The 23,577-nt window shown below is 59.4% G+C and carries 20 protein-coding genes and 1 pseudogene; 11 read left to right on the top strand and 10 right to left on the bottom strand.

Going from position 1 to position 23,577, the window contains the following annotated elements:
* Positions 1-472: 472 nt before the first annotated feature.
* Both HMPREF3148_RS02485 and HMPREF3148_RS02480 read right to left on the bottom strand, forming a co-directional pair.
* Positions 473-2,365: a heavy metal translocating P-type ATPase gene (locus HMPREF3148_RS02485; protein WP_049152035.1), complete on the bottom strand. Its 1,893-nt coding sequence runs from the start codon at positions 2,363-2,365 to the stop codon at positions 473-475.
* On the bottom strand, positions 2,362-2,721 hold the full coding sequence (locus tag HMPREF3148_RS02480) for a Cd(II)/Pb(II)-sensing metalloregulatory transcriptional regulator CmtR (RefSeq protein WP_005530797.1): 360 nt from the start codon (positions 2,719-2,721) through the stop codon (positions 2,362-2,364). Before HMPREF3148_RS02480 ends, HMPREF3148_RS02485 begins: the two co-directional genes overlap by 4 nt.
* A gap of 369 nt (positions 2,722-3,090) precedes the next feature.
* Here HMPREF3148_RS02480 and HMPREF3148_RS02475 point away from each other — a divergent pair.
* Positions 3,091-3,317 (top strand): annotated as a pseudogene (locus tag HMPREF3148_RS02475) (type II toxin-antitoxin system RelE/ParE family toxin).
* Positions 3,304-3,612, top strand: a complete 309-nt coding sequence (locus tag HMPREF3148_RS02470) for a HigA family addiction module antitoxin (RefSeq protein ID WP_080970036.1) — start codon at positions 3,304-3,306, stop codon at positions 3,610-3,612. The pseudogene HMPREF3148_RS02475 and the gene HMPREF3148_RS02470 overlap by 14 nt, the downstream one beginning before the upstream one ends.
* A gap of 54 nt (positions 3,613-3,666) precedes the next feature.
* Here HMPREF3148_RS02470 and arfB read toward each other — a convergent pair whose 3' ends face one another.
* From arfB to HMPREF3148_RS13950, 4 genes are read right to left on the bottom strand one after another with little or no spacing between them, the layout of a single operon-like run.
* On the bottom strand, positions 3,667-4,110 hold the full coding sequence (gene arfB, locus HMPREF3148_RS02465; RefSeq protein ID WP_046646455.1) for an alternative ribosome rescue aminoacyl-tRNA hydrolase ArfB: 444 nt from the start codon (positions 4,108-4,110) through the stop codon (positions 3,667-3,669).
* A 31-nt stretch (positions 4,111-4,141) separates the two neighbouring features.
* Positions 4,142-4,732, bottom strand: a complete 591-nt coding sequence (locus tag HMPREF3148_RS02460) for a putative glycolipid-binding domain-containing protein (protein ID WP_168712929.1) — start codon at positions 4,730-4,732, stop codon at positions 4,142-4,144.
* Positions 4,660-5,115, bottom strand: coding sequence for a Fic family protein (locus HMPREF3148_RS13955; protein ID WP_034657303.1), 456 nt, complete (start codon positions 5,113-5,115; stop codon positions 4,660-4,662). The genes HMPREF3148_RS02460 and HMPREF3148_RS13955 overlap by 73 nt, the downstream gene beginning before the upstream one ends.
* Positions 5,115-5,447 (bottom strand): Fic/DOC family N-terminal domain-containing protein, encoded by a 333-nt coding sequence (locus tag HMPREF3148_RS13950; RefSeq protein ID WP_049152036.1) that lies wholly within the window; start codon positions 5,445-5,447, stop codon positions 5,115-5,117. Before HMPREF3148_RS13950 ends, HMPREF3148_RS13955 begins: the two co-directional genes overlap by 1 nt.
* Before the next feature lie 354 nt (positions 5,448-5,801).
* On the opposite strand from HMPREF3148_RS13950, the gene HMPREF3148_RS02450 reads away from it, so the two are divergent.
* Positions 5,802-7,361: an ATP-binding protein gene (locus tag HMPREF3148_RS02450; protein WP_049146172.1), complete on the top strand. Its 1,560-nt coding sequence runs from the start codon at positions 5,802-5,804 to the stop codon at positions 7,359-7,361.
* Here HMPREF3148_RS02450 and HMPREF3148_RS02445 read toward each other — a convergent pair.
* Positions 7,336-7,986, bottom strand: coding sequence for an MOSC domain-containing protein (locus tag HMPREF3148_RS02445; RefSeq protein ID WP_070508629.1), 651 nt, complete (start codon positions 7,984-7,986; stop codon positions 7,336-7,338). The two genes, HMPREF3148_RS02450 and HMPREF3148_RS02445, sit on opposite strands and share 26 nt — an antisense overlap.
* Before the next feature lie 29 nt (positions 7,987-8,015).
* The gene (locus HMPREF3148_RS02440; protein ID WP_246818797.1) at positions 8,016-10,544 is read right to left on the bottom strand and encodes a hypothetical protein; all 2,529 of its coding nucleotides are present in this window, start codon (positions 10,542-10,544) and stop codon (positions 8,016-8,018) included.
* A gap of 115 nt (positions 10,545-10,659) precedes the next feature.
* Here HMPREF3148_RS02440 and HMPREF3148_RS02435 point away from each other — a divergent pair, with 115 nt between their 5' ends.
* Both HMPREF3148_RS02435 and HMPREF3148_RS02430 read left to right on the top strand, forming a co-directional pair.
* Complete coding sequence (locus HMPREF3148_RS02435; RefSeq protein ID WP_157800441.1) at positions 10,660-11,376, top strand: helix-turn-helix domain-containing protein; 717 nt, start codon at positions 10,660-10,662, stop codon at positions 11,374-11,376.
* Positions 11,377-11,400: 24 nt separating this feature from the next.
* Positions 11,401-12,114, top strand: a complete 714-nt coding sequence (locus HMPREF3148_RS02430) for a Fic family protein (protein ID WP_246818796.1) — start codon at positions 11,401-11,403, stop codon at positions 12,112-12,114.
* 110 nt (positions 12,115-12,224) lie between these two features.
* Here the strand turns inward: HMPREF3148_RS02430 and HMPREF3148_RS02425 are convergent, their stop codons facing one another.
* Both HMPREF3148_RS02425 and HMPREF3148_RS02420 read right to left on the bottom strand, forming a co-directional pair.
* On the bottom strand, positions 12,225-13,772 hold the full coding sequence (locus HMPREF3148_RS02425) for an alkaline phosphatase (protein WP_083287685.1): 1,548 nt from the start codon (positions 13,770-13,772) through the stop codon (positions 12,225-12,227).
* A gap of 258 nt (positions 13,773-14,030) precedes the next feature.
* Positions 14,031-14,639 (bottom strand): CueP family metal-binding protein, encoded by a 609-nt coding sequence (locus HMPREF3148_RS02420; RefSeq protein WP_070508626.1) that lies wholly within the window; start codon positions 14,637-14,639, stop codon positions 14,031-14,033.
* Between the two features lie 127 nt (positions 14,640-14,766).
* On the opposite strand from HMPREF3148_RS02420, the gene HMPREF3148_RS02415 reads away from it, so the two are divergent.
* From HMPREF3148_RS02415 to HMPREF3148_RS02390, 6 genes are all read left to right on the top strand, one after another.
* A complete protein-coding gene (locus tag HMPREF3148_RS02415; protein ID WP_242619953.1) occupies positions 14,767-16,365 on the top strand; it encodes a type I restriction-modification system subunit M in 1,599 nt (532 codons plus the stop codon).
* Position 16,366: 1 nt separating this feature from the next.
* On the top strand, positions 16,367-17,509 hold the full coding sequence (locus HMPREF3148_RS02410) for a restriction endonuclease subunit S (RefSeq protein WP_070508625.1): 1,143 nt from the start codon (positions 16,367-16,369) through the stop codon (positions 17,507-17,509).
* Between the two features lie 36 nt (positions 17,510-17,545).
* Positions 17,546-18,451 (top strand): restriction endonuclease, encoded by a 906-nt coding sequence (locus HMPREF3148_RS02405; RefSeq protein ID WP_070508624.1) that lies wholly within the window; start codon positions 17,546-17,548, stop codon positions 18,449-18,451.
* A 53-nt stretch (positions 18,452-18,504) separates the two neighbouring features.
* Positions 18,505-19,032, top strand: a complete 528-nt coding sequence (locus tag HMPREF3148_RS02400; RefSeq protein WP_046646503.1) for an excisionase family DNA-binding protein — start codon at positions 18,505-18,507, stop codon at positions 19,030-19,032.
* A complete protein-coding gene (locus HMPREF3148_RS02395) occupies positions 19,025-19,597 on the top strand; it encodes a PIN domain-containing protein (RefSeq protein WP_049063680.1) in 573 nt (190 codons plus the stop codon). Before HMPREF3148_RS02400 ends, HMPREF3148_RS02395 begins: the two co-directional genes overlap by 8 nt.
* A 151-nt stretch (positions 19,598-19,748) precedes the next feature.
* Positions 19,749-23,465 (top strand): type I restriction endonuclease subunit R, encoded by a 3,717-nt coding sequence (locus HMPREF3148_RS02390; RefSeq protein WP_246818794.1) that lies wholly within the window; start codon positions 19,749-19,751, stop codon positions 23,463-23,465.
* Positions 23,466-23,577 lie beyond the last annotated feature (112 nt).

The following is a 23,577-nucleotide window of genomic DNA, read 5'->3' as shown; positions in this document are numbered from 1 at the left end:
GGGCCTGACCCCCGGAAAGTAGACACGTCGGGGGTTAGCTATGCTGCTTGGGTCAGCGTAGCTGATGTGAGTGCTTCGAAGTCATTGGGGGCTAGAAAGTTGCACCAGGAGTGCTGTCTGCGGGTGTTGTAGCGCATGCACCACCGGAAGACTTCTTGGCGACTGATATCGAAGTGGTCGAGTTCAAGTTCAACGTGTAACGCGAGGCGTTAATGACGTTTCGCGTTATTGGGGGTAGGTTGAAGAGCGCTGTCTCTAACTCCGGTTTTCGTTCGGCCTCGGTCCATTCCGCTACCTCGTGTGAAGAATCTGCAAGCGGTATCAGGCCGTTGAACTATTAGGTTCACCCACAGTTCCCGTGCCTGCACGCATCGAGAAGGACCAGGCGGTGAACTCGAATGACTCGCCTGGTCCAACGTGTGTGTGCGCTCGGCGCGTGGTTCAACCCTTATAAGACTTGCCGGTCTCAGCCTCAGCGTTTCGCTCGTGCAGCCCGCAGGCCGTTCAAGATCACGATGACTTCGGCGACTTCGTGTACCAACACGACGGCGGCCAGGCCCAGTACACCGCTGATCGCCAGTGGCATCAACACGATGATGATGGCCAGAGACAGCACGATGTTTTGGTTGATGATCCTGCTGCCTCGGCGGGCGTGCTGCAGCGCCTGCGGGATCAGCCGGAGGTCGTGGCCGGTGAAGGCGACGTCAGCGGACTCGATCGCGGCGTCAGAGCCGGTTGCTCCCATCGCAATGCCCACCGTTGCGCCCGCCAGTGCCGGCGCGTCGTTGATGCCGTCGCCGATCATCGCCGTCGGCGTCTTGGAGGAGAGTTCGGCGACGATGCTTGCCTTGTCCTCCGGTCGCAGCTCGGCGCGCACGTCGTCGATTCCAGCGATTTCAGCCAGCGCCCGGGCGGTGCGAGTGTTATCGCCGGTGAGCATGCGCACTTCCACGTCGTTGTCGTGCAGGGATTGCACGGCATCGGGCACCTCGGGCCGCAACTCGTCGCGCACCCCGATCGCCCCGGCGAGAGCGTCATCGACGGTGACTAGGACGCAGGTCTGGCCTTCGGACTCCATACGCTCAACGTCCGCCTTCAGTGGCCCGGCGTCGATCCATCGGGGGCTGCCGACCAGCACCCGTCGGCCTTCGACGGTGCCGCCGATGCCATGACCGGCTTCCTCGCTGATATCCAAGGCGGTGGGCGCTTCGGGATCCGCTGCCACGATCGCCGCGGCGAGGGGGTGCGTCGATTGCTGCTCAACCGCCGCCGCGAAGGAAAGCACCTGCGCCCGATCGAATCCGTCTGCCGGGACCACTCCGGTAACCTCGGGCTGGTTGCGGGTAAGGGTTCCGGTTTTGTCTACCGCTAGGTGACGGATGCCGCCGAGTCGCTCGAACGCCGCGCCGGACTTGATGACTACTCCGAACTGGCTGGCCGCGCCGATCGCGGCCACGACCGTCAGCGGCACGGAGATTGCCAGCGCGCACGGCGACGCTGCGACCAGGACCACCAGGGCACGGGTGATCCACGTCTCGGGGTCGCTCAGCAGCGAGCCAATCACACCGACCAGCACCGCAAGGATCATCACCCCGGGCACGAGGGGTCGGGCAATCCGGTCGGCGATCCGGGCGCGGTCACCCTTCTCCGCCTGCGCCTTCTCGACGAGGTCGACGAGTGTGGTCAGCGAGTTGTCCGTTCCAGCTGCGGTCGTCTCGACCTCCAGCACACCGGCGGAGTTGATCGCTCCCGCGGGTACCTCGTCGCCGGGCGCAACCTCCTCCGGAATGGATTCTCCGGTGATCGCTGAGGTGTCAAGGCTGGAGCGTCCGGACCGAATGATGCCGTCCGTGGCGATCCGCTCCCCGGGGCGTACGACCATCAGCTCGCCAACCTCAAGGTCCTTCGCAGCGACCTCGGCCGTCGTACCGTCGCGCAGCACGGTCGCGGTTTGCGGTACCAGCTTCAACAGTGCCCGCAGTCCGCCTTGGGCCCGGTCCATCGCCTTGTCTTCAAGCGCCTCGGCGATCGAGTACAGGAACGCCAGCGCCGCGGCCTCTTCGACGAAACCAAGGATCACCGCGCCGACCGCGCTGATCGTCATAAGCAAGCCAATGCCGAGCTTGCGCTTCGTGGCAAGGTTCCGGATAGCGCCGGGCGCGAACGTATACGCCCCTAGCAGCAGGCCAAGCCAATACAGTACCGTTGCGGGCGTCTCCAAGTCGGACCAGTCCAGCGCCAGGCCTATGACGAGGGCTATGCCGGAGAAGATCGGCAGTAGCAACTCGGGGTCCTTCCACCATGGCCGATCGAGCTCTTCGATCTCCGTGGCGGGTTCGTGTTCGCATCCACATGCTGAACTCATGCGTCCGTTCCTTTCTCGCCGCAGCCGGGCACCGAGCACTCAGTGTCGATGCAGGGGGCATTCTCGTCGACGGCCAGCGTCGCGTTGACCAGCGCTTCGAGCGCCGCCGCGAGGTGCGGATCGGCAATTTCGTAGCGGGTCTTGCGGCCCTCCGGCTCAGCGACGACGATGCCGCAATCGCGTAGGCAGGACAGGTGGTTCGAGACGTTCGAGCGCGTCAGATCCAAGCTTTGCGAAATCTCGGCCGGGTAGCCCGGACCGTCGAGTAGGGTCATCAGGATTCGGGAACGCGTCGGATCAGCCATGGCCCGGCCGAGCCGGTTCATGACGTCGAGGCGTGAAGCAATAGTCAGCATGTACTGAACAATACAACGTGCGCTGAACTATTCAAAATGCACTGAACTGACGGTTGCGCGAAGGTCCGGCGACCTGCAGGAATTAGTCGATGGGATAGAAGATGACTGATCCTTTGTGGTTCGGCTGCCACCCAACGCGGGAGCGACGTGGGCGGCGAGGTTCTCAGAATCTTCACGTTGACGTCTACGCCATCCCGCAAAACCTTTACGTGTTTCCATGCGCCCATATGTTCTCTGTGTGCTGACGTAATTGCAGTTTTCTGATTGTTGCAGGCTAACGAGAAAGTAACTTTGCAACAACATACCGTGGAGTTCAAATTTAACGTGTAGCGTTATTCACGCTTCGCGTTATGGGGGATAGGGTGAAGCATGATCCAGTCGTTCGCTGACAAGGACACTGAGCGTCTGTGGAAGCTGCGCCAGCTTGGGTACGCGCAGACTCTTGATGAGTTACGGATTCCCCGGGAAACCGGCTCGAGGCGTTGAAAGGTGATCAGCGGGGTAAGTTCAGCATTTGAATCAACGACCAGTGGCGGATCTGTTTTCGGTGGTCCGCCCCGGGGCCAGAGGAGGTTGAGATCGTTGACTACCACTGACAAGCTCCCTCCGGTTCACCCCGGTGAGATCCTCATGGAGGACTTCCTCAAAGGAATGGGGATCACCCAGCACAAGCTCGCCGTCTCCATCGGCGTTCTGCCCCGCCGGATCAACGAAATTGTTCACGGTAAGCGCGCTGTAACCGCTGACACGGCCCTTCGTCTAGCGAAGTTTTTCGAGATGAGCCCCCAGTTCTGGCTCGGGTTACAGGCTCAATATGACTTGGACGTGGCGGAAGACAAGATCCTCTCGGAAATCAAGCGGATTCAACCGGTCCAAGCTGTCTCAGCGTAGCGGTTACCCGAACCAGGTCCGTCAGCGTGAGGATATGCACGCGGATGGTTCGAACTAGGGAATTTGGGGCCGCCGTCGCGTGGACTTGAGTTCCGAGCGCCGCTTTTTCGCTTCGAGACGGCGTCGCACCGAGCTCTGCGTCGGCTTGGTCCTGCGCCGCGGGGGAGGAGGCGGAGCGAGCGCCTCGCGCAAGAGGGCGGCCATGCGTTCGCGTGCCTCGGCGCGGTTGCGGGCCTGCGAGCGCTGCGTCGACGCGCTCACGGTGAGCACTGTGCCGTCTAGGCGGTGTTCGAGGTTGTGAAGGACGCGGCGACGCTGGGCGTCGGAAAGCGATGAGCACGTAGCGATATCGACGGAAAGCTGCACTTTGCTGTCCGTAGTATTGACGCCTTGGCCGCCTGGTCCCGACGACTTCGCGAACCGCTCCGTCAGGTCGGCGGCGACGATGACCAGACCCCCGGGGATCCCTGGGCCAGGCGCGATGGTCAGGTCGTTCATACCGCCCAGCTTAGTTAGAGTTGTTTCCGGATCAGACCCGCCGTGCGAGATCAGGGTAGTGTACGACCACTCCGTCACCGTCGACCTCCAACTCGACGTCGACTCCCCGTGTTCCGCTTTTGTATCGGACAGTTTCAGCATCGACGGAGCTGTAGTACTGGTCTGATGCGATCACCTGGAGGGACGGCATATCAATCCAAGCCATGATCAGCTGCGTTTTCGGAACCTGAGTCTCAAGCAGCGTCAAGCGACGAATAGGCATTGTGTTGGTGAGAGGGCACAGGCCGAGATCGCAATCGAGTGCGGCTTTCAGGTCGGCTGACTGGACGATACCGGGGGAGGGCAGATCTTCAGGCTGGGCGCCCTCTTCATTGGTTTCCGCCGACCACACGCCTTGTTCGGACCTAAACAGCTCGAGGCTTCGCCCCCATCCGTCGCCTTCAACGTTCACCGACACACGTTCGGTCATCCAGTTCTCCGCGGCGCGCAGCTCCCACGTGGCCTCGTATCCATCGCCGTATTGCACTCCGGAAGCGGTCAAACCGGCTCCTAAAAAATGAACTGCGGCCTCGTTCCGGATGAGGGGAGTCTCGACATGCTCCCACTTATACGTGCGCTCCATGGTGAGGATTTTACAACGCTCGATGGTGCGAAAAGGCAGGTAGCTTTCGATTTGGACCGCGTACCGAGGAGGAGGCTTACCGGCAGAATGGTGTACTTCGTAAGCCCGCGGCGCAGAAGAATTCCATGAATGAGAGCAGGGCCAACGTGCCCGTTGCCGTCTGCAAAGGGATGAATCGTTTCAAACTGAGCGTGAGCAATTGCGGCCTGGATGAGAGCACCGTGCGAAGCGCCATCGAGGTAAAGACATAAGTCGTCCACGAGGTCATGGACTAGGCCTGGGGGCGCTGGGATGAACTCGGCCCCAATGGGTGTGTGGTTACTTCCACCAATCCAGTTCTGAATAGTGCGAAGACCAGTGGGGATAGAGCCCTTCTCCCCCATCAACTCTCTTTGGAGCTTTTCAAGAAGGCCGATGGAGATGTTGGTTCGGTGGCAAAGCTCTTCTCAATGGAACACAGAACGGTGAGGTTACGCGCAACCTCTTCCGCGCTTTCCTTAAAGCTGCGGACTTCCTCCTTTTGGGCGAGTTCCGCGAGGACAACCTTGTCGACGTTGGGCGCAATACCTTCAATGCGTGAGGAAGAAATCGCCTCAGAACGCATGAGTAAGCGGGCCACAGACTCCAACTGGCCAGAAGCAGCATGACGGTTGAGTTCCAAGATCTCTCGCTCGATACGTGCTGCCCGGCTGGTGAGCTCTGGGGAAAACTCCATGCCTTACTTACAAGATGGTCAGGGACATAGACCTAAAAAGGGCCTCCGGCCTTATCGCGCCGGGGAGTGCCGGAGCCTGATTCGGGGATCCAGCTCTCGGTAACGTAGTGAGGCTTGTAGAGGCTATCCATTCGTCAGACAGCAAATGAGTGGTTGGATAACTCTTATCCAACCACTCATTGCGGTTTATGCGCTAGATAAAGCTTAAACATACGGGGTTTCAGGGCCATAATTTGGCCTCAATGAGAATGTCAATGACACCTCAATGGGAAGATCAATGAGAACTCTTGTCATTGAAGAGGAATGAAGTTAGCATTGAGCCGTCATTGTTAACATTGAGGGCGGGTATTCATCGTGAACAATTGGTCCGAGAATCAGCTGAGAGAGCTATTGGCTGAGCTTGAGTTGCGCGGCGGTGATTCAACAACAGTCGAGGTCAAAACCGCTCAAGGGGGCATTCCGGACTCTCTACCGCAGACATTGTGCGCGTTCGCAAACATGCCGAGTGGCGGCCTTATCATTCTTGGTGTCAATGAGAAGGAAGGATTCATTGTCACTGGCATTGAGAATCCTTCGGAGATGGAGGCTGCTCTGGCCTCGCAGGCGCGTCATGCCATCACCCCTCCAGTCACAGTGCATACCGACAGTGTGGCAATAGATGGCACGCATGTCGTGATTGCGGAGGTTACGGGTCTTCCGATTATTGATAAGCCTGCTATCTACAGGGGAGAAGCGTATCTTCGAATGGCTGATGGGGACTACCGTATGAGTGCCTCGGAGCTGCGCATGATGGACGTGGCAAAGCTGCATGCCGAAGAGGCAGTGTCCTATGACACGACGATTGTGGAAGGCACGAGCCTTGCAGACCTAGATAGCGACGTGGTGCAAGATTTCTTGGTTCAGGCGCGGAAAAAGAATCGGCGACTATCGGGACTTACTCAAGATGAGGACGTCTTACGGGCGCTAGCGGTGACGACCGCGACTGGAGAGCTGACCCTTGCTGGCCTGTATGCGCTGGGTTTCTATCCCCAAGGACATTTTCCCTCCTTAGCAGTAACGGTGGCGCAAAGGCTACCAAATGGTTCGAAGCACGGGCGAGTGTTGGGGTTGGAGACCTTTGAGGGGCCCGTTCCGGTGCTGTTGAACTCGGTAATGGGATGGGTAAGGCAACGTTTAGCCGCCGTACGGCGATATCGAGAGGACGGATCAATGGTGGAAGTTCCTGAACTTCCCCTTCCGGCCATTCGAGAGGCCGTGGCTAATGCATTGGTGCACCGTGATCTTGGGCCAAATACGTTGGGTGCGGGTAAATCGATTGATGTCCGCCTACTACCGGACAAGATGGTTATCTCCAGTCCAGGAGGCCTACGGGATCTGACGGTTGAACAGCTCAAGTCGAGAGATCTGGCGCGCCAGGAGATTAACCAGCGGCTCTATAGACTGTGCCGATATCTCAAAGCAGACGATGGCTCTTTTGTTATTGAGGGCGAAGGCGGCGGCGTGCAGCTCATGCTGGATGCCGCGCGAGAGCAAGGACTACCGGAGCCTGACCTGATAGATTCTGGCGTGCAATTTACGGTGAAGATGTGGCGGCCGGACTCTCGTGGAGAGGCCCGTATCTGGGAGCCACTACGCAAGGAGGAATCAGGCACCGGCCCGGAACGACGAGTGGATGCACCAGTGACCTTGGAACGCCTGGGTGTTAACGCCCCGCGCGTAGCGGAGGCGCTGCGTACGGCGGCACAACCGCTGTCTATCGGCGAAATAGAAACAGCCACAAACCTTACTCGAGCGCAGGTCCGATATGCGCTGAAGTCACTGGTGAAGGCACGATTCGTGCGTATGGATGGCACGCGCGGTTCACAAGCGACAACCTATGAATGGCTAGCTAACCGCGGGGCTGCAGGCGCTTAACCAGCTGGTCGTGGTGGACTGGGGCAAGGCAGCCGGCGTCCACGACGCGCCGGGCTAGCTCCTTGTCCCCCATCTTGGCCGCGAAGGCCATGCCCATGGTGATGTCGTGGTCGGGGCGGCCGATGAGCGTAATCTCATCGCCAGAAGTGATGCGGCCAGGCTCGATGATGCGCAGGTAGGAACCGCAATCGCCACGCTCAGTGAAGGACTTGAGCCAGCCGGGCTCGTCCATCCAGCCGGAGAAGGTGGCGCAGGGCGTGCGCGGAATGGAGACCTCGAGCACGCACTCCCCCACCTGAATGCGCTGGTTGATCAGCATATTCGGCCAGGAAATCCCTTCTGTGGTGAGGTTCTCCCCGAAGTAGCCGTCACGCAGCACGCGGTTGAGCGTGCCCTCCCAGTAGTCGAGCTCCTCGCGGGCATAAGCGTAGACGGCCTTCTCGGCACCGCCGTGGTGGGCGTGGTCACCGATGGAATCCCCCACCACGCCGGAGCCGTCACCGTAGTTGGGCCCAGGTATCTCCAGGTCCAGGAAGGGGCATGGCTGCTTATCGATGCCCGTGTACTCGTGTCGCCCATGCGGCTCGGGGCGGCGGACAGCGACGTTCGTGGAGATAACCTTCATGCTCACCCATTGTGGCACACCTCACGCGCTTACACGTCGCGATCGCGGAAGAGAGCTTCGGCCGTCACGAGGTCGTAGAAGAAGAGGCGGGGGGCAAGCGGGAGGACGTCGGCAAGCATGGGCATGTCTTCCTTGAGCAGCGGGCTTTCCATGATGATGTCGTTCGCCGCGGCGCGAGACGCCAGTGCGAAGGCATAGGAGATATAGGGCATCCAGGCCGCGGCGTTGAGCTCATCAGCCGTGTTTCCGCTGGCAAAGGTGCCCAACGCGATGAGGGTGTGGCTAACGGACATGTCAACGCCCGCGTTTTGCACCAGCGAGGCCAGTGCCGTGGCGTCCTTGCGCAGGTGCTCGATGGTGCCCAGCGCATCGAGGGCGCCGTTGTTGGCAAAGCACTCACGCAGCGCGGCGACGCGGCCGGCCTCCCCCATCAGATCGTCGACGGGCGGTGTGGGGCTGTGAATGGTCGCGGCATTGAGCAGCATCGGGCGGGTCAGACCATCTGCGCCGGACTCGCGCACGGCGGTGAGCTCGGGGTTCTCGCTGGCTGAAGGATCGAGGAGGAGATCCAGGTAGCTATCGACGCCGGACTCGGCAGCGGCCTCCAGCGGGGAGTGGAACAAGCGCGTGCGCGCAAGCGAGCGGGCTTGTTGGTTCACGCTGACGCCGGTGCGCGCTAGAGCGTGGAGCGCGGCCTCCGGTTGGGCGCGCAGGCGGTCGATGGTGCTGTCGAACATCGCTTGCAGTTTGGGGTTGGGGCTGCGCTGGGAGAGCACGTGGAGCGCGCGGAAGGTGTCCCAGAGCTGCTCCGGGGTCCAGTCCTTCGATGCGAGTGCCGCCGGTGAGCCTTCTGGCGTGATCACAATGGAGGCGCTGGAGGGGCGTGCAGGGGCGGCGAGGTTGGAGGAGGCGCGGAGCTCGCGGACGTCGACAAGCAGCGAGCCCTGCTCAGCAAGGTCGGCGGGCAGCTCAAACCCCTCTTCGGTGGGCGTGAGTTGGGTGGGCGCTACGGTGGGCTCGGCCAATGGCCAGGCCCAGCCCACTAAATCTGCCTGCGGTTCTGCGTTCTGTTCAATGATGATTTCATCGCCATTAAGCAGGCCGCGGCTGACGAATGGGGACTTTCGGACGGTGGCCAGCGCTGCATAGATCAGGCTGGTGGATGCGGAAGCTTCGTACTCGACGATGCGCCGCTCCAAGCTGCGGGCCTGGTGAGCCTCGCGCTCCCCCGCCGGGAGGGAGTCCAGGTAATCTTCGTAGGACAGTGTGGACCACATGAGGAAGAGCTCTGCCGTTGGCTGTTTGCGCACGGCGTTGGCCAGCGCGGCGTTGGGGACGGCGAGGCTGGTGACCGCCTGCGTGGTCCTCGAGGTGCGCGCCAGCTCCTTGATCTTCTGCCGACCGTCGATGGTGACGAACTTCGCCAGCGGCAACGGGCGCGGCGAGTGGACGGTAAACATATCGTCCTGATCGAGCTGACCAGCGAAAATTACTGGCTTATCGGAGTGCTCGGTGGGCTCTAGGCCGATGCGCTTGACGCGACTGAACAAAGCCTCGGGCCAGACATCGAATTCCAGCTCATAGCCGGCCTCACTGGCCACGACCTCGCGGCGCGAGACCTCGGTGTCCTCGAAGGTGCGCAGGCCTTTTTCCAGTGCGATGGGCTTCTTTGGCGGGGAGGCCAACGTGTAGCTGAAGGCTGAGTGCGCACCGAGGGCATCGATGATGCGGAAATCCATGCCGCGCGGGCCGTCGTTGGTCTCACGCATGTGGAGGCCCTCGGCGAGGGAGATGAAGCGGACGTCGACAAGCTCATCGTCGTGCCACAGCGACACCTTGTAGCGGCCCACCCACGGGTCTTCGTAGAGGTCACCCGGGAAAGGCTCGGCGATGCCTGCGTCGAAGGTCTGCTCCGAAATCTCCTCCTGCTCGCCGCCGAGAGGCGCGTAAGTGAGATCGATGCGCCACTCCCCTTCCGCAATGAGGTGCACGCGCGGCGACTTGGTGAACACCGGCTCGTTGTCGAGGCCCCGGGCGTTGGGCAGGATGGCGACGTCAAAGTCCCACTCAAAATCGCCGTGCTTGGCGACGTCCACCGGTTCCCTCTGCGGCACCCTGACCTGATCCGGCAGCGGGCCCACTTCCCAGCCGGCCCAGATGCCGAGGGGCTCAGCGGCCTCCAGCGTGCCCTGCGGCGCGATGAGCGTGGTGCGGTCATAGACGATGAACGGCGCCTCATCGGTGATGCCGGTGAAGGTGACGGTCTCGATGAGGTCCTCATCGCCATCGCGCAGGGTTACCTCGATGCGGGTAAAAGGCCCAGGGATGCCGACTTCCAGCGGTTCTTCGGTGGCTAATTCGCGCACCGAGTGCGGGCGGTCGATGAAGTGAGACTTGACCACCCACCGAGGATCAGACAGATCTGCCTCAGGATAGGTAGCCGGCAGCTCCAGCATGAGAATGTTGCTCCCCCGGCGCAGTGAAATCCGGGGACCCTGTTCGGTGAGGTCAGTGGTGACCAACGGCGTTGTGGGAAGTGAATAAATCTCCGCGCTCATTTGCTTCATCATAGGACACGGCGGGGTGGTGTTGCCATGTCGCTGGTAGGCGGCCTGACTGTCCTATCCATAGGACAGGTGTCCTATGGATAGGACAGCTGGCTATAGTAGGGCTATGGACCCAGTACAACTCCTCAAGAAAAGCCCGCTGAGCCTGAGCGAAGTGGCTCGGCGTTCGGGGGTCTCACGAAATACGCTCAACCTGTGGTTGCGTGAGACAGCTCAACCGAGTTTGGCTGGCTTGGAGAAGGTAATGCGCGTGCTTGGGTATGAGGTTTCCGTATCGGTGCATCGCATGAGCGATGCCGCCGCCGCGACAGCCGCCCGAGTGCTTCTTGGGGAACTCGCAAGTGAGGAGCCAGACGTTAAAGCCTGGATTGACCGCTTTGTGCAGTGGGGTGACGCTCCAGCCGGCGGCGGTAGCTACCGGGCTCTCATGGAACGGGCCGCGTGGGCCTCCAACCCCTACGGCCGCCAGGGTGCTCTCCATTTTTTACCAGCGAATCCCATAACGCTTGCCTCAGCGGTTGATGCGAGCGGGCAACCATGGGCGATGTCGGGTGCCTTTGCAGCTCAACAAGTCTCGGGGCAGATCGCTGGTGAAGTAGAACCTCGATCAACATTGATTTGGTGCACAAATCCGGCAGAGATCGTGCCTTCATTACCCACGCGGATTCGTGCCAGTGCTGAGCCCGTATCCGGAGGAATCACCCTCGTGCCTGTCGCTGGTGAAGAGCTCACCGGCGCAACGAATGAAGCAGGAATACACTACGTATCACCGCATCAGCTTGCCATTGATGTGTGCGCAGAAAACTACATCGGAGGGGCATAGGTGATGAGAAGAGCGACGAGCCGAGTGAGCTGGGAGCACCACGAGCGGCCGCACGTTTCGGAGTTGGGAACCGAGCGCGCGTTATTCCGACTCACCAAGCAACTTCCTGACTTGGTGTGGAACGCTGCCGCGCTGGAAGGAAACACTTTCACTCTCCCGGAAGTCCGAACCCTGCTAGATGGCATCACGGTGGGCGGAAAGGCACTTGCTGAGCAGCAGCAAATCTTGGACTTGTCGGAGGCTTTCAACCTGCTCCATGAGCTGGTCCTCAAAGAAGAATGTGCGGTGGATAATGCCACCAGTAACGCACTCCATGCCGTGCTAGCAAGGAACGAGGCCCTGGACGCTGGTCTTTTCCGTGGTGAAGGACACGTGGAGGGAGACGGCGGTGGTGTACGGCTGATGGATGGCGGTTTCATCCCCTTCGATCCGGCTGAAGAGCTAGGTGAAGCCCATGCTGATTTGTTGGTTTCCCTCCAAGGGCTTGAAAACCCAGTCGAGCAAGCGTTGGCCTATTTCTGCTCTGCCACGCGTAGCCAGTTTTACTTCGATGGAAATAAGCGAACCGCACGGCTTGTAGCGTCCGGTCTCTTGTTAAGCCATGGATACAGCGCATTGAATATCCCCCACGCTAGGCGGCTGGAGTTCAACCTTGCCCTCGATGAGCTCTTCTGTGCTGACGACGCCACAACGCTGATGGATTTTCTGTACGACTGCCTAGTGGAGTCCTCCCAGTAAGCGGAGAAGACTCGAAGTGCGTGAACGGCAAAAGGCCCTCCGCTTTAAAAGCGAAGGGCCTGCTTGGGGCTGAATGCTCAGCGCATCCTCCAGTGTGAAGCGCTGAGTGCTTAGCGGAACATCCTCTGCAGGGCGGCGAAGTCAACCTTCACGATGCCGATGGACTGCAGGTAGGTAGCGATAGCGCCGAGGATGGCGGCAGCGATGCCAGCGCCCAGGAAGCCGGCGCCAATGGAGGAACCGACCTTGCTGCTGGTGTCATCCTGGTCCTCATCCTCAGGAGCGGAGTCGTCAGCGAACCACCAGTCCTGGATGATCAGGTTGGCAACGTCGGTGTTGTCGATGTACTTGCCACGCACCGGGTCGGTGCCGGTGGCCTTGGCCATGATGTCTTCGGAGCCAGCGCCCTTGAAGAAGAACGGGACAACCTGGTTGGTGTGCTCGCCGGAGTACCACTGGTGCTCCGGGGCCTTGCCCTTCTCACCGGTCTGCGGGTTCCAGGACTCAGTCTCCTCCTTGCCGGAGAGGTAGCCGGTCTCGTGGTCAGCGGTGACAATGAGCAGGGTTTCATCCCAGCTGGAGTTCTCCTCCACCCAGGCGATGGCCGCGTCGACAGCCTTGTTGAAGTCCTGGGTTTCCTCGATGTCGCGGCCGGTCTGGTTGGAGTGGCCGGACCAGTCGATAGCGCCGCCCTCAATCATGACGGAGAAGCCCTTCTCGTTTTGGCCCAGGGCGTTGAGGGCGCCCTTGGTCATGGTCGGAAGATTAACGACATCGTTGAGAGGGTCGGTCCCCGGCTCAGCGGCATCCGGGTTGCCGTCGCGGCCCTGCTGCAGGGTGGAGGCCACCGGCGCGAGGCCGAAGTACTTCTTGTCGGCCTCAACGTTGCCCTCGGCCCACTTCTCAAAGTCAGCGGTGTTCTCGGCGAACTCCCAGCCCGCGGAACCATCGCGCAGGGAGTTGAAGGACTCCTCAGAGATGTACTTGTACTTCGGCTCCCCTACTTTCTGGGCGTTGTCATCGAACTCTGGGTGGCCAGCGCCCATGATGACGGAGAGGCCGGAGCCGACCATCTCTTCAGCGATCTCGGTGTAGTTGTTGCGGTTCTTGTTGTGTGCCGCGAACGCAGCCGGGGTGGCGTGGCTGAACGGAACGGAGCTGACAACACCAGCGGACTTGCCGTGAGAGATTGCCTGCTCGGAGATGTTCTTCAGGGAGTGGCCGTACGGGGACTTACCCAGCACACCGTTGTCCACCTTCTGGCCGGTGGCCATGGCGGTGCCAGCTGCAGCGGAGTCGGTGACCTTGTCCTTCTTGACGTAATCGTGGTCGGTCCATGCCTTCTCCGGGTCGTAGGAGCCACCGTCCGGGAAGGTGGTCATGGAGAGGCGCTCGAAGTCCTCGAAGGACTGAACGGACTCACCGTCGAGCTCTTTGACCTCGCCGTCGAAAGCGCCCTCAACCAGGTACTTGGACTGTCCGGACTCGTAGAGGTTGGTGGAGGCGATGTGGTTGTAGCCCATGCCATCACCAATCATGTAGATGACATTCTTCGGGCCCGAGGTCGCGGCCTGCGCGGGAGCGACGACACCAGCGGTGGCAAGGGAAGCGACGGTCACAGCCGCGCAGGTGCGCAGCGCGCGAGAAGAAATACGCATTAGTGAGCTTTCTAAAGTGAAAAGAGCGTGCAAGAAAAGAGACGGACTGGGGCCATTGTTCGCATGGCCGGAATCCACTGTGGAACCGTAGTCAGTGTGGATGTCGGGAAGGCTACGGACAGGTAAACGTCAGGGGAACTTAAGCGTGGGTGTGAAAGCGCTATTTCTGGGACGTCAGCAAGCACTGCGTGGACACCATAAAACGACAAACGGTGAACCCCAGGACGTGGGATTCACCGTGGTGAATGAATGAGCGGATTAGGCCATCTGCAGGGTGGTGATGCAGGTTGCGCCCTCCTCGGTGGTGTCCAGAGGGACCTCACCTGTCTTGCCGTCCTGCTTGATGGTGATGGTGCCCTTTTTGTCGGCGGGCAGCCAGTATCCAATGAAGCCGTTGTCAAAGGTCGTAGTGTCCTCGTTGACCAGCTCATTTCCTTCGTCATCCGTGATGGTGACATGGATGTCTTCCTTGCTGAGCTCACCAGTGCAGGTGGTCAGGGAGTGGTTGAAGCAGTCATGGGTCTGGGTCATGTACGGCGCGATGGAGACGTAGAACTTGTCCTCCGGCAAGGGCAGGGATGCTTGGCCCTGCTCGGCGGTGAGGACTAGCTCGTGCGGCAGCACGGAGGCGTGCAGATCGCTAGGGCGCTCCTCCTTGGGCATGCGGTCCAGCTTGTCGACGATCCCCGGGCCGTCCAATCCTTCGAGGTCGAACTCGGCGAGGATGTCCTCGGCGGGTACCTGCTGGATGTCAGTGGCGGCAGTGTCGCCCTTCGAGGCTTCACTCGGTTCGGGGCTGTCAGTAGAGCAAGAGGACAGGGTGATGGCTGCGGCGCAGGCGGCAGCAAGAGAAATGAGGCGTTTCATAAGTCTTCCGAATGGGTCCGATTGTGTTGACCCAAGCCTATACCCCACCGGGGTATCAATCAAAGGGATGAGGGAAGGATCATCTTTTTGCGGCACGCGGGCTGAGCCTTCCCATATAGCTGCCTCAATGGCTGCAACAGCTACCCTGAAGTACATGATTACCGGCGCCCTCAAAAACAACGTCGACCGCATCTGGGACACCTTCTGGTCCGGCGGCATTTCCAACCCTGTTTCCGTCATCGAGCAGTTCACCTACCTGCTCTTTATCAAGGACCTCGACGAGCGCCAGGTCCAGATTGATAAGCGCCGAGTGCTAGGAGATCCCACCGCGACGGAAGATATCTTTGACGCCAGTCAACAGGATCTGCGGTGGCGCAACCTCATTGAGGACCGTGACATCGCCCGCCGCAAGGCCACCATCATCACCAAGGTCTTCCCCTTCATCAAAGAGATGGGTGGGACGGGCTTCCAGGAACACATGGCCAACGCCTCCTTTGAGATTGAATCTGAGGCCACGCTCTCGCGCGTGATGGAGCTCATTGACCAGCTGCGCTTTTCCAACAAGGACATGAAGGGCGACTTGTACGAGTACATGCTGGACAAGCTGTCCACCTCGGGTACGAACGGCCAGTTCCGCACGCCCAGCCACATTATTGAGCTCCTCGTCGCGCTCATGGAGCCCACGCCACAGCAGCGCATCATCGACCCGGCCTGCGGCACCGCAGGCTTCCTGGTGGCCGCCAATGATTGGATTGCCCATCATCACCGTGAGGACCTCTACAACAAGGACACGCGCACAACGTTCATCACAGAGGGCCTGACGGGCTTCGACTTTGATAAGACCATGGTGCGCATTGCCGCGATGAACATGTTCATGCACGGCTTTGAAGAGCCCAACATTTTTTATCACGACTCCCTGCAGCAGCTGCCGACAACGTTTGGGGACTTCGACCTCGTCCTGGCCAACCCGCCTTTCGCGGGCAGTTTGGACAAGGACTCCATCGATCCCAAGCTCAAGTCGGTGACGACGGCCAAGAAGACGGAGATCCTCTTTGTCCACCGCTTCCTGCAACTACTCAAGCCGGGCGGCCGCGCCGCGGTGATTGTTCCTGAAGGCGTCCTCTTCGGCTCCACCAAGGCGCACAAGGCACTTCGCAAAACCTTGGTTGAGGATCAGCGCCTGGACGCCGTCATCAAACTTCCCTCCGGCGTGTTCAAGCCTTACTCGGGCGTCTCCACCGCTGTCCTGTGCTTTACCCGCACGGATTCCGGCGGTACCGATGAGGTGTGGTTCTATGACGTCACCGCGGATGGTTACTCCCTGGATGACAAGCGCACTCCGCTTCTCGAGCGCCCCTTGCTCGGCCCCTCCCCTACCTCCCACATCCAGGACCTTAGCGATCCCGCGCTTGCCGACGACCCTACACCCGTCACTCTCACCGACGAGCAGCTGAAGCTCAACAACCTTCCGGACGTGGTTGCCCGCTGGCACTCCCGCACCACCGATGAGCGTGAGCGTGCCCGTACCGACTACTCCTTCACGGTGCCGAAAGACGAAATCGCCCAAGCCGACTACGACCTTTCCATGAACCACTACAAGGAGATAGTCCTCGAAGTAGAAGAAACCCGCGACCCTATGGACATCATCGCCGAAATCGAAGCCCTCGACCGCGACATCACCCAAGGCCTTGCCAACCTCAAGGCCATGCTCAGCGAGGGTAAATAACATGGCCAGCACAGCAAAGCACGATTGGCCGATGGTGCGGTTGGGGGATGTGTGTGAAATTTTGAACGGATTCGCCTTTTCCTCCAAAAAATTTGGTGCAGAAGGCGACATGCCAATCATTCGAATTCGAGACGTGGTTTCAGGTACGACAAGCACCTATTATTCGGGAGATTGGGATGAGAAGTACCTCATACAAGCAGGAGAAATCCTGGTTGGCATGGATGGCGACTTCAATTATGCGAGATGGAATTCTGCGCCAGCGCTTCTAAACCAACGGGTTTGTAAAGTTTCGGCAGATGAACAGCACATCACAGATGCTTACTTGTTTCACGTGCTGCAGTTTCCTTTACGCGATATCTGGGAAAAGACGGCCTTCGTAACGGTGAAACACCTTTCTGCCAAGCGACTCGCAGAGGCGCTAATCCCCCTCCCTCCCCTCGAAGAGCAGCGCCGTATCGCGGCGATTTTGGATGAGGCGAGGGGGCAGAGGGACAAGTACGCGGGTGCAGGAACGCTCTTGGGCACGATGACTTCGAATTGGTTGTCGTTGCGCTCGCAGAGCATTCCAAGAATGAAGCTTTCGGAATTGGGTACCTTTCGAGGCGGAATGACTCCTTCTAAGAAGAATTCTGAATACTGGGGAGGTGACGTCCCCTGGTTTACAACCAAGGACCTGAAGTTTGCGGAAGTTTACGAATCTGAAGATCGGATAACCCATCGCGCGCTCGACGAGACTTCGGCATCGCTAATTGGAGAGCCATCCATTGCTTTTTCTCTAAGAGGAATGTCTCTTGCACACCGCCTCCCAATGAGTTGCATTCCTGGTGAGGTGACAGTCAATCAAGATTTGAAGGCATTTGTGCCTAACCAAAGTAAGGATCGTGACGTCCTCTTTTATCTGGTTAAGCTCAGGGAAAAGGAACTACTTTCCAAGGTTTCATCTTCTGCTCATGGGACCAAGAAACTGGATTTTCGGCACTTGAATGAACTTGAGGTTCCTGATCCTAGTGGTGAATTTGGTTCCGAAGTACGACGGGTGTTGGAACAAATTAGAGACATGCAGGAGCAGATTCGCAGAAGGCAAGAGACTTCGATGACTCTCTTCCAAGCTCTATCCACTCGCGCATTCCAAGGGGAGCTCTAATGGCTATCGAAAGATGGGAAGCCTACTTGGGTATCGGTGTTGGAAGCTCTTAACGCAAATGGAGCTGAGCTCCGACGTCGAGAGCTCATCGAGATGACTGCGTCTTATGCGGGCATTACTGACGAAGAAAGGCTTGAGACCATTGCGTCGGGGCAGTCGCGTTTTGAAAACCGTATTGGGTGGGCCTTGACAATCCTTAAGAAGGCGAACGCCATCATTTCGCCGGCGCGGGCGCGTTTTCAAATTACAGACTTTGACCGTGACTTGTTGGCACGCTATCCGGAAGGGATGACGGAGAAGCAGCTGCGTGTAGAAATCGCAGGCACGGAAGCGGAGTTAACGTGGCGGGGCCCGAATCAGGAAAGTAAGGCTGTGCACAAGGTAGGCGCTGATAAGCAAAGCTTCTTTCCAGAAGCCGAGAGCGAGCTAGACCCGGTAGAGCAGGTGGAAACCGGTGTGTCTCGCAACAATGAGTTTGTGGCTGGTGAGCTGCTCACTAGGCTGCATGAGAACGAGCCGGCGTTTTTTGAACAGGCGGTGCTCGATCTGCTCATGGCCATGGGGTATGGCGGTACGCAGGGTAAGGCCACGCGCACGCAGCTATCCAACGATGGTGGTATCGACGGGATTATTGACCAGGATGCGCTGGGGCTGTCCCGTATTTACGTGCAGGCGAAGCGGTATGGGCTGGACAAGAGCATTGGTCGTCCGGATATTCAGGGATTCGTGGGTGCGTTGCAGGGGGCACAGGCGGACCGTGGGGTGTTTCTGACTACGGCGAAGTTCTCTGCGGCTGCGCAGGAGTATGCGGATGCGGTGGCATCACGTGTTGTCCTGATTGATGGAGACAGGCTGGCGGAACTGATGATCCGCTATGGCGTGGGCGTTCAGGTCAAGCGGACTGTAGCGCTGGTTGAGGTGGATGAGGATTACTTCGAGTAGGTAGGAGCCGCGTTTGCTCTTTCGAATATTTCGAATTGCTCTATGATGGCCTTATGAATGAAGTACGGAATCGCCCTCACACGACCCTCCCGCCGCAAGACCTAGAGGCCATGCTCGATGTGAGTAGGTTCTTGGAACAGCTGGAGGGACCTGCTGCGTTGGTAGGGCCCGACGGACAAGCAGTAGCTCTGCCTGAAGAAGCCTTTAGCGTGTTGGCAGGAGTTGTCCACGCGATGCGGCAAGGAAAGGGCATTACGGTTGCGCCTGTAGACCAACTGCTCACAACGCAGGAAGCAGCAGATTTCCTGGGCATCAGTAGGCCGACTCTGGTGAAAAAGCTCGAGGACGGGTCGATAGCGTTCGAGCGTCCCTCAGGAGGCAGGCATAGGCGAGTTCGGCTCGTTGACTTACTGCAGTACCGGGATGAGCAGCGGACGGAACGTCGTAAAGCGTTGCGAGAGCTAGCGTCTGAGGCCCAAACTGCAGGGGCCTATGACGTAAATGCCGCAGACGCAGCTGACATTGCGCAGATCCTTAAGGACGCTCGCAAGGAAGTGGCAGAGAAGGAGCGGCGTGGCTAAATTCTCAGCGCTTCTGGATGCGTGCACGCTGGTGCCGGTATCGCTAGCAGACACCTTCCTATCGTTGGCGGAAGCTGGGCTTTATCGCCCACTATGGAGCGACCGCATTCTGGAGGAAGTGAGCCTTGCGGTGAGAAGAATTCATCCGGAACTTCCTCCGGAGGCCGTTGAGAGGCGAATAGCCGTGATGCAAGATTTCTTTGATGACGCCAATGTCACCAACTGGGAAGTGCTTGAGAGCGTTGTCGCCTTGCCAGATCCTGATGATGCGCATGTCCTGGCGGCGGCCATCCAGGGGCGGGCGGATATCATTGTGACGTTTAACGTCAAAGACTTTCCACACGATGAGCTCCAGCGATTTGGCATTGATGTTCAGACCCCGGATGAATTCTTGCTCAACCAATTGGACCTCGATCCAGATGAGGTCCTAGATTGCCTTGCACGACAAGCGCATGTCTTGCGTAATCCACCCGTACAACTAGAGGAGCTTTTAGGCAGTCTCGAGCGATTGACCCTCCCGGGGTTCACATCTGAGGCTCGAAGGCATTTGTGGCGAGTGCGATAAGCGAAGATCAATGGCTGCTTTCCCGGTATGGTGAGAATGTTATTTTGGCATTGATGAGGCGGGACTAACCTCTAAGCTAGACGTGATGTCGGCCCGTGTTGTCAGCACCCTGTGATGTTGAAGCCCTACCTAATAAAATCGGAACACCAGAATGAATGCTCCTACGCCACCCCATGATTTCCGCGGAGCCGCTTCAGGCGGACCAGTCCGCAGCAGCAACTTCGGTTTCGTGCGTTACGTCTGGCCCACGGCGTATGAGGAGTGCCTGAAGGTAGAGCGGTTCGTGGATGCGGACCCGGTTATTTCCTGCTTCTATGCGCGCAAGGTGTTGGAGCGGGTAGTGAACCACATTTGGGCGTTCCGGGGTCTGGGAGATACCGGCTACCTCAGTCTGGCGGACATGACCAGGGACCGTGAGTTCGTCAAGTGTGTAGGCAACGACACCATGCTGCGCAAGATGACCATCTTGCGTAAAAGCGGCAACGACGCCGCGCACGCGGATGACATGGAAGGCAAGCAAGCGCCGGCCACCCCGCAGAAGGCGCGGGCAGTGGTAGCGCATTTGTATGACCTCATGGCCTGGGCGGTGCGGTACCACTCGGCCAACCCGCAGGCCGCGCCGGGCCCGCAGGCGGCTTTTGATACCAGCCTGCTGGGCCAGAGCGCAGCTGATGCCTCTGGCATCCACGTTGCCGGCCGCTCCCAAGCGCAGACCGCTGCCTACCTCAAGAAGCTGGCGCAGCAGGATGAGGAGCTCAAGAAAAACCGGCTGCTGCTTGATGAGGCCAAGGAAGCCGCACGTGAAGCTGAGGAGAAGCGTCTTCGTGAGGCCGCCCAGTTCGAGCTCAAGCGGCGGAGTGCGGAGGTTCGGGCGAAGGCGGATCTGGCTGATGCGCAGGAAGAAGCCGAAGCAGAGCGCGCGGCTGCACGGCAGGTGGAAGAGGAGCTTGCCGCCAAGATTGAGGCCCTCGAGGAACAGTTGGCTGAGCAGGAAGCGGCCGCGGCTGAGCGCGCCGGGGTGGCAGCACCGTCGGCTGCGCCTTTGGCAATCAGCGAGGCCGAGACGCGCCGACAGCTCATTGACCCGATGCTCGAAGTAGCAGGGTTTAGTGATGATTCAGTCACTCGAGAGCTCGAGCTGCGCGGCATGCCCAATCCCTCCGGCGTTGGCTACGCAGATTATGTCTTGTGGGATGATGACCGCACACCGCTGGCCGTCATCGAAGCGAAGAAGTCCATGGAGTCCATGAGCGTGGGCTCCCAACAGGTGAAGCTGTACGCGGACTGCATCGAGCGCGAATACGGAACGCGGCCGGTCATGTTGTGCACCAACGGCTATCACATTGATCTGATCGATGATGCCGCTAACCTTCCTGGATCCGGTGTGGGCTATCCCGCCCGCGAGGTGGAGGGCTTCCCCACCGCGCAGCAATTGCGTCGCATGATTGGGCGGCGCACCACGCGCGCTCTGTTGAGCGAGACGCCGGTTGATACGGACATTGCTGGCGGCGGCGCCCGTGCGTACCAACTCGAGGCCATCCGTGCGGTGACGGAGACGTTGGAGGCGCGGAGGCGTCGCCAAGCATTGCTGGTCATGGCAACAGGAACTGGTAAGACGCGTGTGGCCGTGGCCACTGCCAAGCTGTTGCGTCAGGCCGGCTGGGTAGGCAAGGTGCTGTTCTTGGCAGACCGCACTGCCTTGGTCAACCAGGCGCACAAGGCCTTTGTGAGCATGTACGCCGAGTCCACGCCCGTGAACCTCATCAAGAATCCTGAGCAGGTGGGTGATGTGTATGTCACCACCTACAACACGATGATGAATCTCATCGGGGATGACGGTGACAAGCCGGCAAGGTTCGGTCCTTTCGACTTTGACCTCATCATCGTGGACGAGGCTCACCGCTCCGTGTACAACCGCTTCAAACGGATCTTGGAATACTTCGATGCCTACGTAGTGGGGCTGACGGCGACGCCGAAGAGCGAGATTGACCATGACACCTATGCACTCTTTGAGATGGAGGATAAGACCCCGTCCTTCGAGTACAGCCTCGATGAAGCCGTGGCAGACGGAAACCTTGTCCCCTTCAAGACGGCTCGGCAGGACTCGCTCTTCCTGCGGCGGGGCATGGCTTATGACGAGCTTTCCCCCGAGGAGCAGCTGGCGTGGGACACGTCTGATTGGGGTACCGACGAGGACGGCGGGCGCTTGGATCCGCCTGGTCAGGTTTCTTCGGCGGAAATTAACCGTTACCTGTTCAACAAGGACACCATACGCAAGGTGCTGAAAACCGTGGTGGAGAACGGGATTCGCGTGGGCGGAGATCAATTGGGAAAGACTATCATCTTCGCCCGAACCCAACGTCACGCGGAACTCATCAAGCAGGTCTTTGACGCGACGTTCCCGGAGTATTCGCGCACGGGTGCCTCTGTGATCACCACTCACACCAAGTATGCGCAGTCAGCGCTGGACGAATTCGCAGACCCAGAGGGGGACGTCAACATCGCGATTTCGGTGGACATGCTTGACACCGGCGTCGACGTGCCCGAGGTGGTCAACCTTGTCTTCTTCAAACCCGTCTACTCCCCCACCAAGTTCTGGCAGATGGTGGGCCGAGGGACGCGATTGCGCCCGGACCTCTTCGGCCCGGGGATGGACAAGACGCACTTCCTCATCTTCGACTTCTGCGGCAACGTGGACGAGTTCTACAGGGGTGAAGCCCGTGATTCGGCCACGGGCCGCCCACGGTCGCTGTCAGAGAAACTCTTTGATGCCCGCGTGGGATTGCTCGCGCAGCTGGACAAGCACGCTAAGGCCCCAGAGATGCGCGCCGGGCTTGCGGACTCCCTCCACGCCTCGGCGGCGTCTGTGCCGCTAGGCCACATCATGGTCCGGCCCGGTGACAAGGAAATCCTCGTGCGCTACCGCGAGCGCTCCGCTTGGAACGATGTGGATGAGGAGAAAGCTGAGCAGCTGAGCCGCCATCTCGGGCACCTGCCGCTGAACACGATGAAGGAGCCCGAGACAGCAAAGCGCTTTGACCTTGTGATCCTGAAGCTCCAAGTGGGCTTGCTCGATCACAGCCCCGAGTTTGCGGCACTGCGCCAACGAGTGGAGAGGATGGCCAATGACCTCATGGCCGTAAGCTCCACCATCCCCATGGTGGCCGAGCGGCGGTCCTTCCTCGAGCGCGCGCTGGATCCGGAGTGGTGGACCAACGTTACGGTGGAGGATCTCGAGACCATCCGCATCGGCATGCGTTCGCTCATTCAGTTCGTCCCCAAGGGAAAGCGCAATGCCGTGACCCTCGACATCCAGGATGAGATGGGTGAGCTCACGATCGATGATGAGATGCCGTCTCAGTTGCCCGGCACCGGTTCCTACCCCTCCCAGCTGGAACAACAGCTGCGTGAAGTGCTGCAGGAACACGCCAACGACTTGGCGATGATCAAGTTGCGCAGTGCACGCACGCTAAACGCAGAGGATGTTGCTGCGTTGGAGGCGGTGGTGGCACAGGCCGGCAGGGGAAGCGCGGGCTCCACGGAAAGCATTGATATGCTGCGCGAACGCATGGGCGGGGACAGCATTCCTGCCTTCATCCGCCGCTTGGTGGGCCTTGATGAGGCGGCAGTCCGGGAACAGTTTGCAGACCTTCTCAGTAATACGTCTTTCAATGCTGCCCAAATACGCTTTATCAAGATGCTGGTAGATGTGCTAGTTCACAACGGTGGCGTGGCCTATGAGGAGATCTTCCAGCCGCCTTTTGATGAAGAGGGCTCTGTCGTCGACATCTTTCACAACAAGACAGACGTTATCGTGGATTTACGCAAGCGCCTTGAACGGATTGAAGCGACGGCACAGGCTACCTAGGTACTACTGTGCTTCGGAACCGAATGCGGTCTAGCTGGGTCTAACTGGGGAGATGTCCGTGCGGTGACTACACTGTCTAACCTGACTTGGCTCATTTTGGTGTGTTGTAGTT

Origin of the sequence: Corynebacterium sp. HMSC05D08, from assembly GCF_001807215.1 — a bacterium.
Classification (GTDB): domain Bacteria; phylum Actinomycetota; class Actinomycetes; order Mycobacteriales; family Mycobacteriaceae; genus Corynebacterium; species Corynebacterium striatum.
The sequence above is the reverse complement of the archived record's forward strand: the minus strand, read 5'-3'. Positions and strand labels throughout refer to the sequence as shown.

Bases quoted from the DNA above. Each gene is read 5' to 3' on its own strand.
- HMPREF3148_RS02485 (WP_049152035.1), bottom strand. From the start codon at position 2,365: ATGAGTTCAGCATGTGGATGCGAACACGAACCCGCCACGGAGATCGAA.
- HMPREF3148_RS02480 (WP_005530797.1), bottom strand. From the start codon at position 2,721: ATGCTGACTATTGCTTCACGCCTCGACGTCATGAACCGGCTCGGCCGG.
- arfB (WP_046646455.1), bottom strand. From the start codon at position 4,110: ATGAACGACCTGACCATCGCGCCTGGCCCAGGGATCCCCGGGGGTCTG.
- HMPREF3148_RS02460 (WP_168712929.1), bottom strand. From the start codon at position 4,732: ATGGAGCGCACGTATAAGTGGGAGCATGTCGAGACTCCCCTCATCCGG.
- HMPREF3148_RS13955 (WP_034657303.1), bottom strand. From the start codon at position 5,115: ATGGGGGAGAAGGGCTCTATCCCCACTGGTCTTCGCACTATTCAGAAC.
- HMPREF3148_RS13950 (WP_049152036.1), bottom strand. From the start codon at position 5,447: ATGGAGTTTTCCCCAGAGCTCACCAGCCGGGCAGCACGTATCGAGCGA.
- HMPREF3148_RS02445 (WP_070508629.1), bottom strand. From the start codon at position 7,986: ATGAAGGTTATCTCCACGAACGTCGCTGTCCGCCGCCCCGAGCCGCAT.
- HMPREF3148_RS02440 (WP_246818797.1), bottom strand. From the start codon at position 10,544: ATGAGCGCGGAGATTTATTCACTTCCCACAACGCCGTTGGTCACCACT.
- HMPREF3148_RS02435 (WP_157800441.1), top strand. From the start codon at position 10,660: ATGGACCCAGTACAACTCCTCAAGAAAAGCCCGCTGAGCCTGAGCGAA.
- HMPREF3148_RS02425 (WP_083287685.1), bottom strand. From the start codon at position 13,772: ATGCGTATTTCTTCTCGCGCGCTGCGCACCTGCGCGGCTGTGACCGTC.
- HMPREF3148_RS02420 (WP_070508626.1), bottom strand. From the start codon at position 14,639: ATGAAACGCCTCATTTCTCTTGCTGCCGCCTGCGCCGCAGCCATCACC.
- HMPREF3148_RS02415 (WP_242619953.1), top strand. From the start codon at position 14,767: ATGGCTGCAACAGCTACCCTGAAGTACATGATTACCGGCGCCCTCAAA.
- HMPREF3148_RS02410 (WP_070508625.1), top strand. From the start codon at position 16,367: ATGGCCAGCACAGCAAAGCACGATTGGCCGATGGTGCGGTTGGGGGAT.
- HMPREF3148_RS02400 (WP_046646503.1), top strand. From the start codon at position 18,505: ATGAATGAAGTACGGAATCGCCCTCACACGACCCTCCCGCCGCAAGAC.
- HMPREF3148_RS02390 (WP_246818794.1), top strand. From the start codon at position 19,749: ATGAATGCTCCTACGCCACCCCATGATTTCCGCGGAGCCGCTTCAGGC.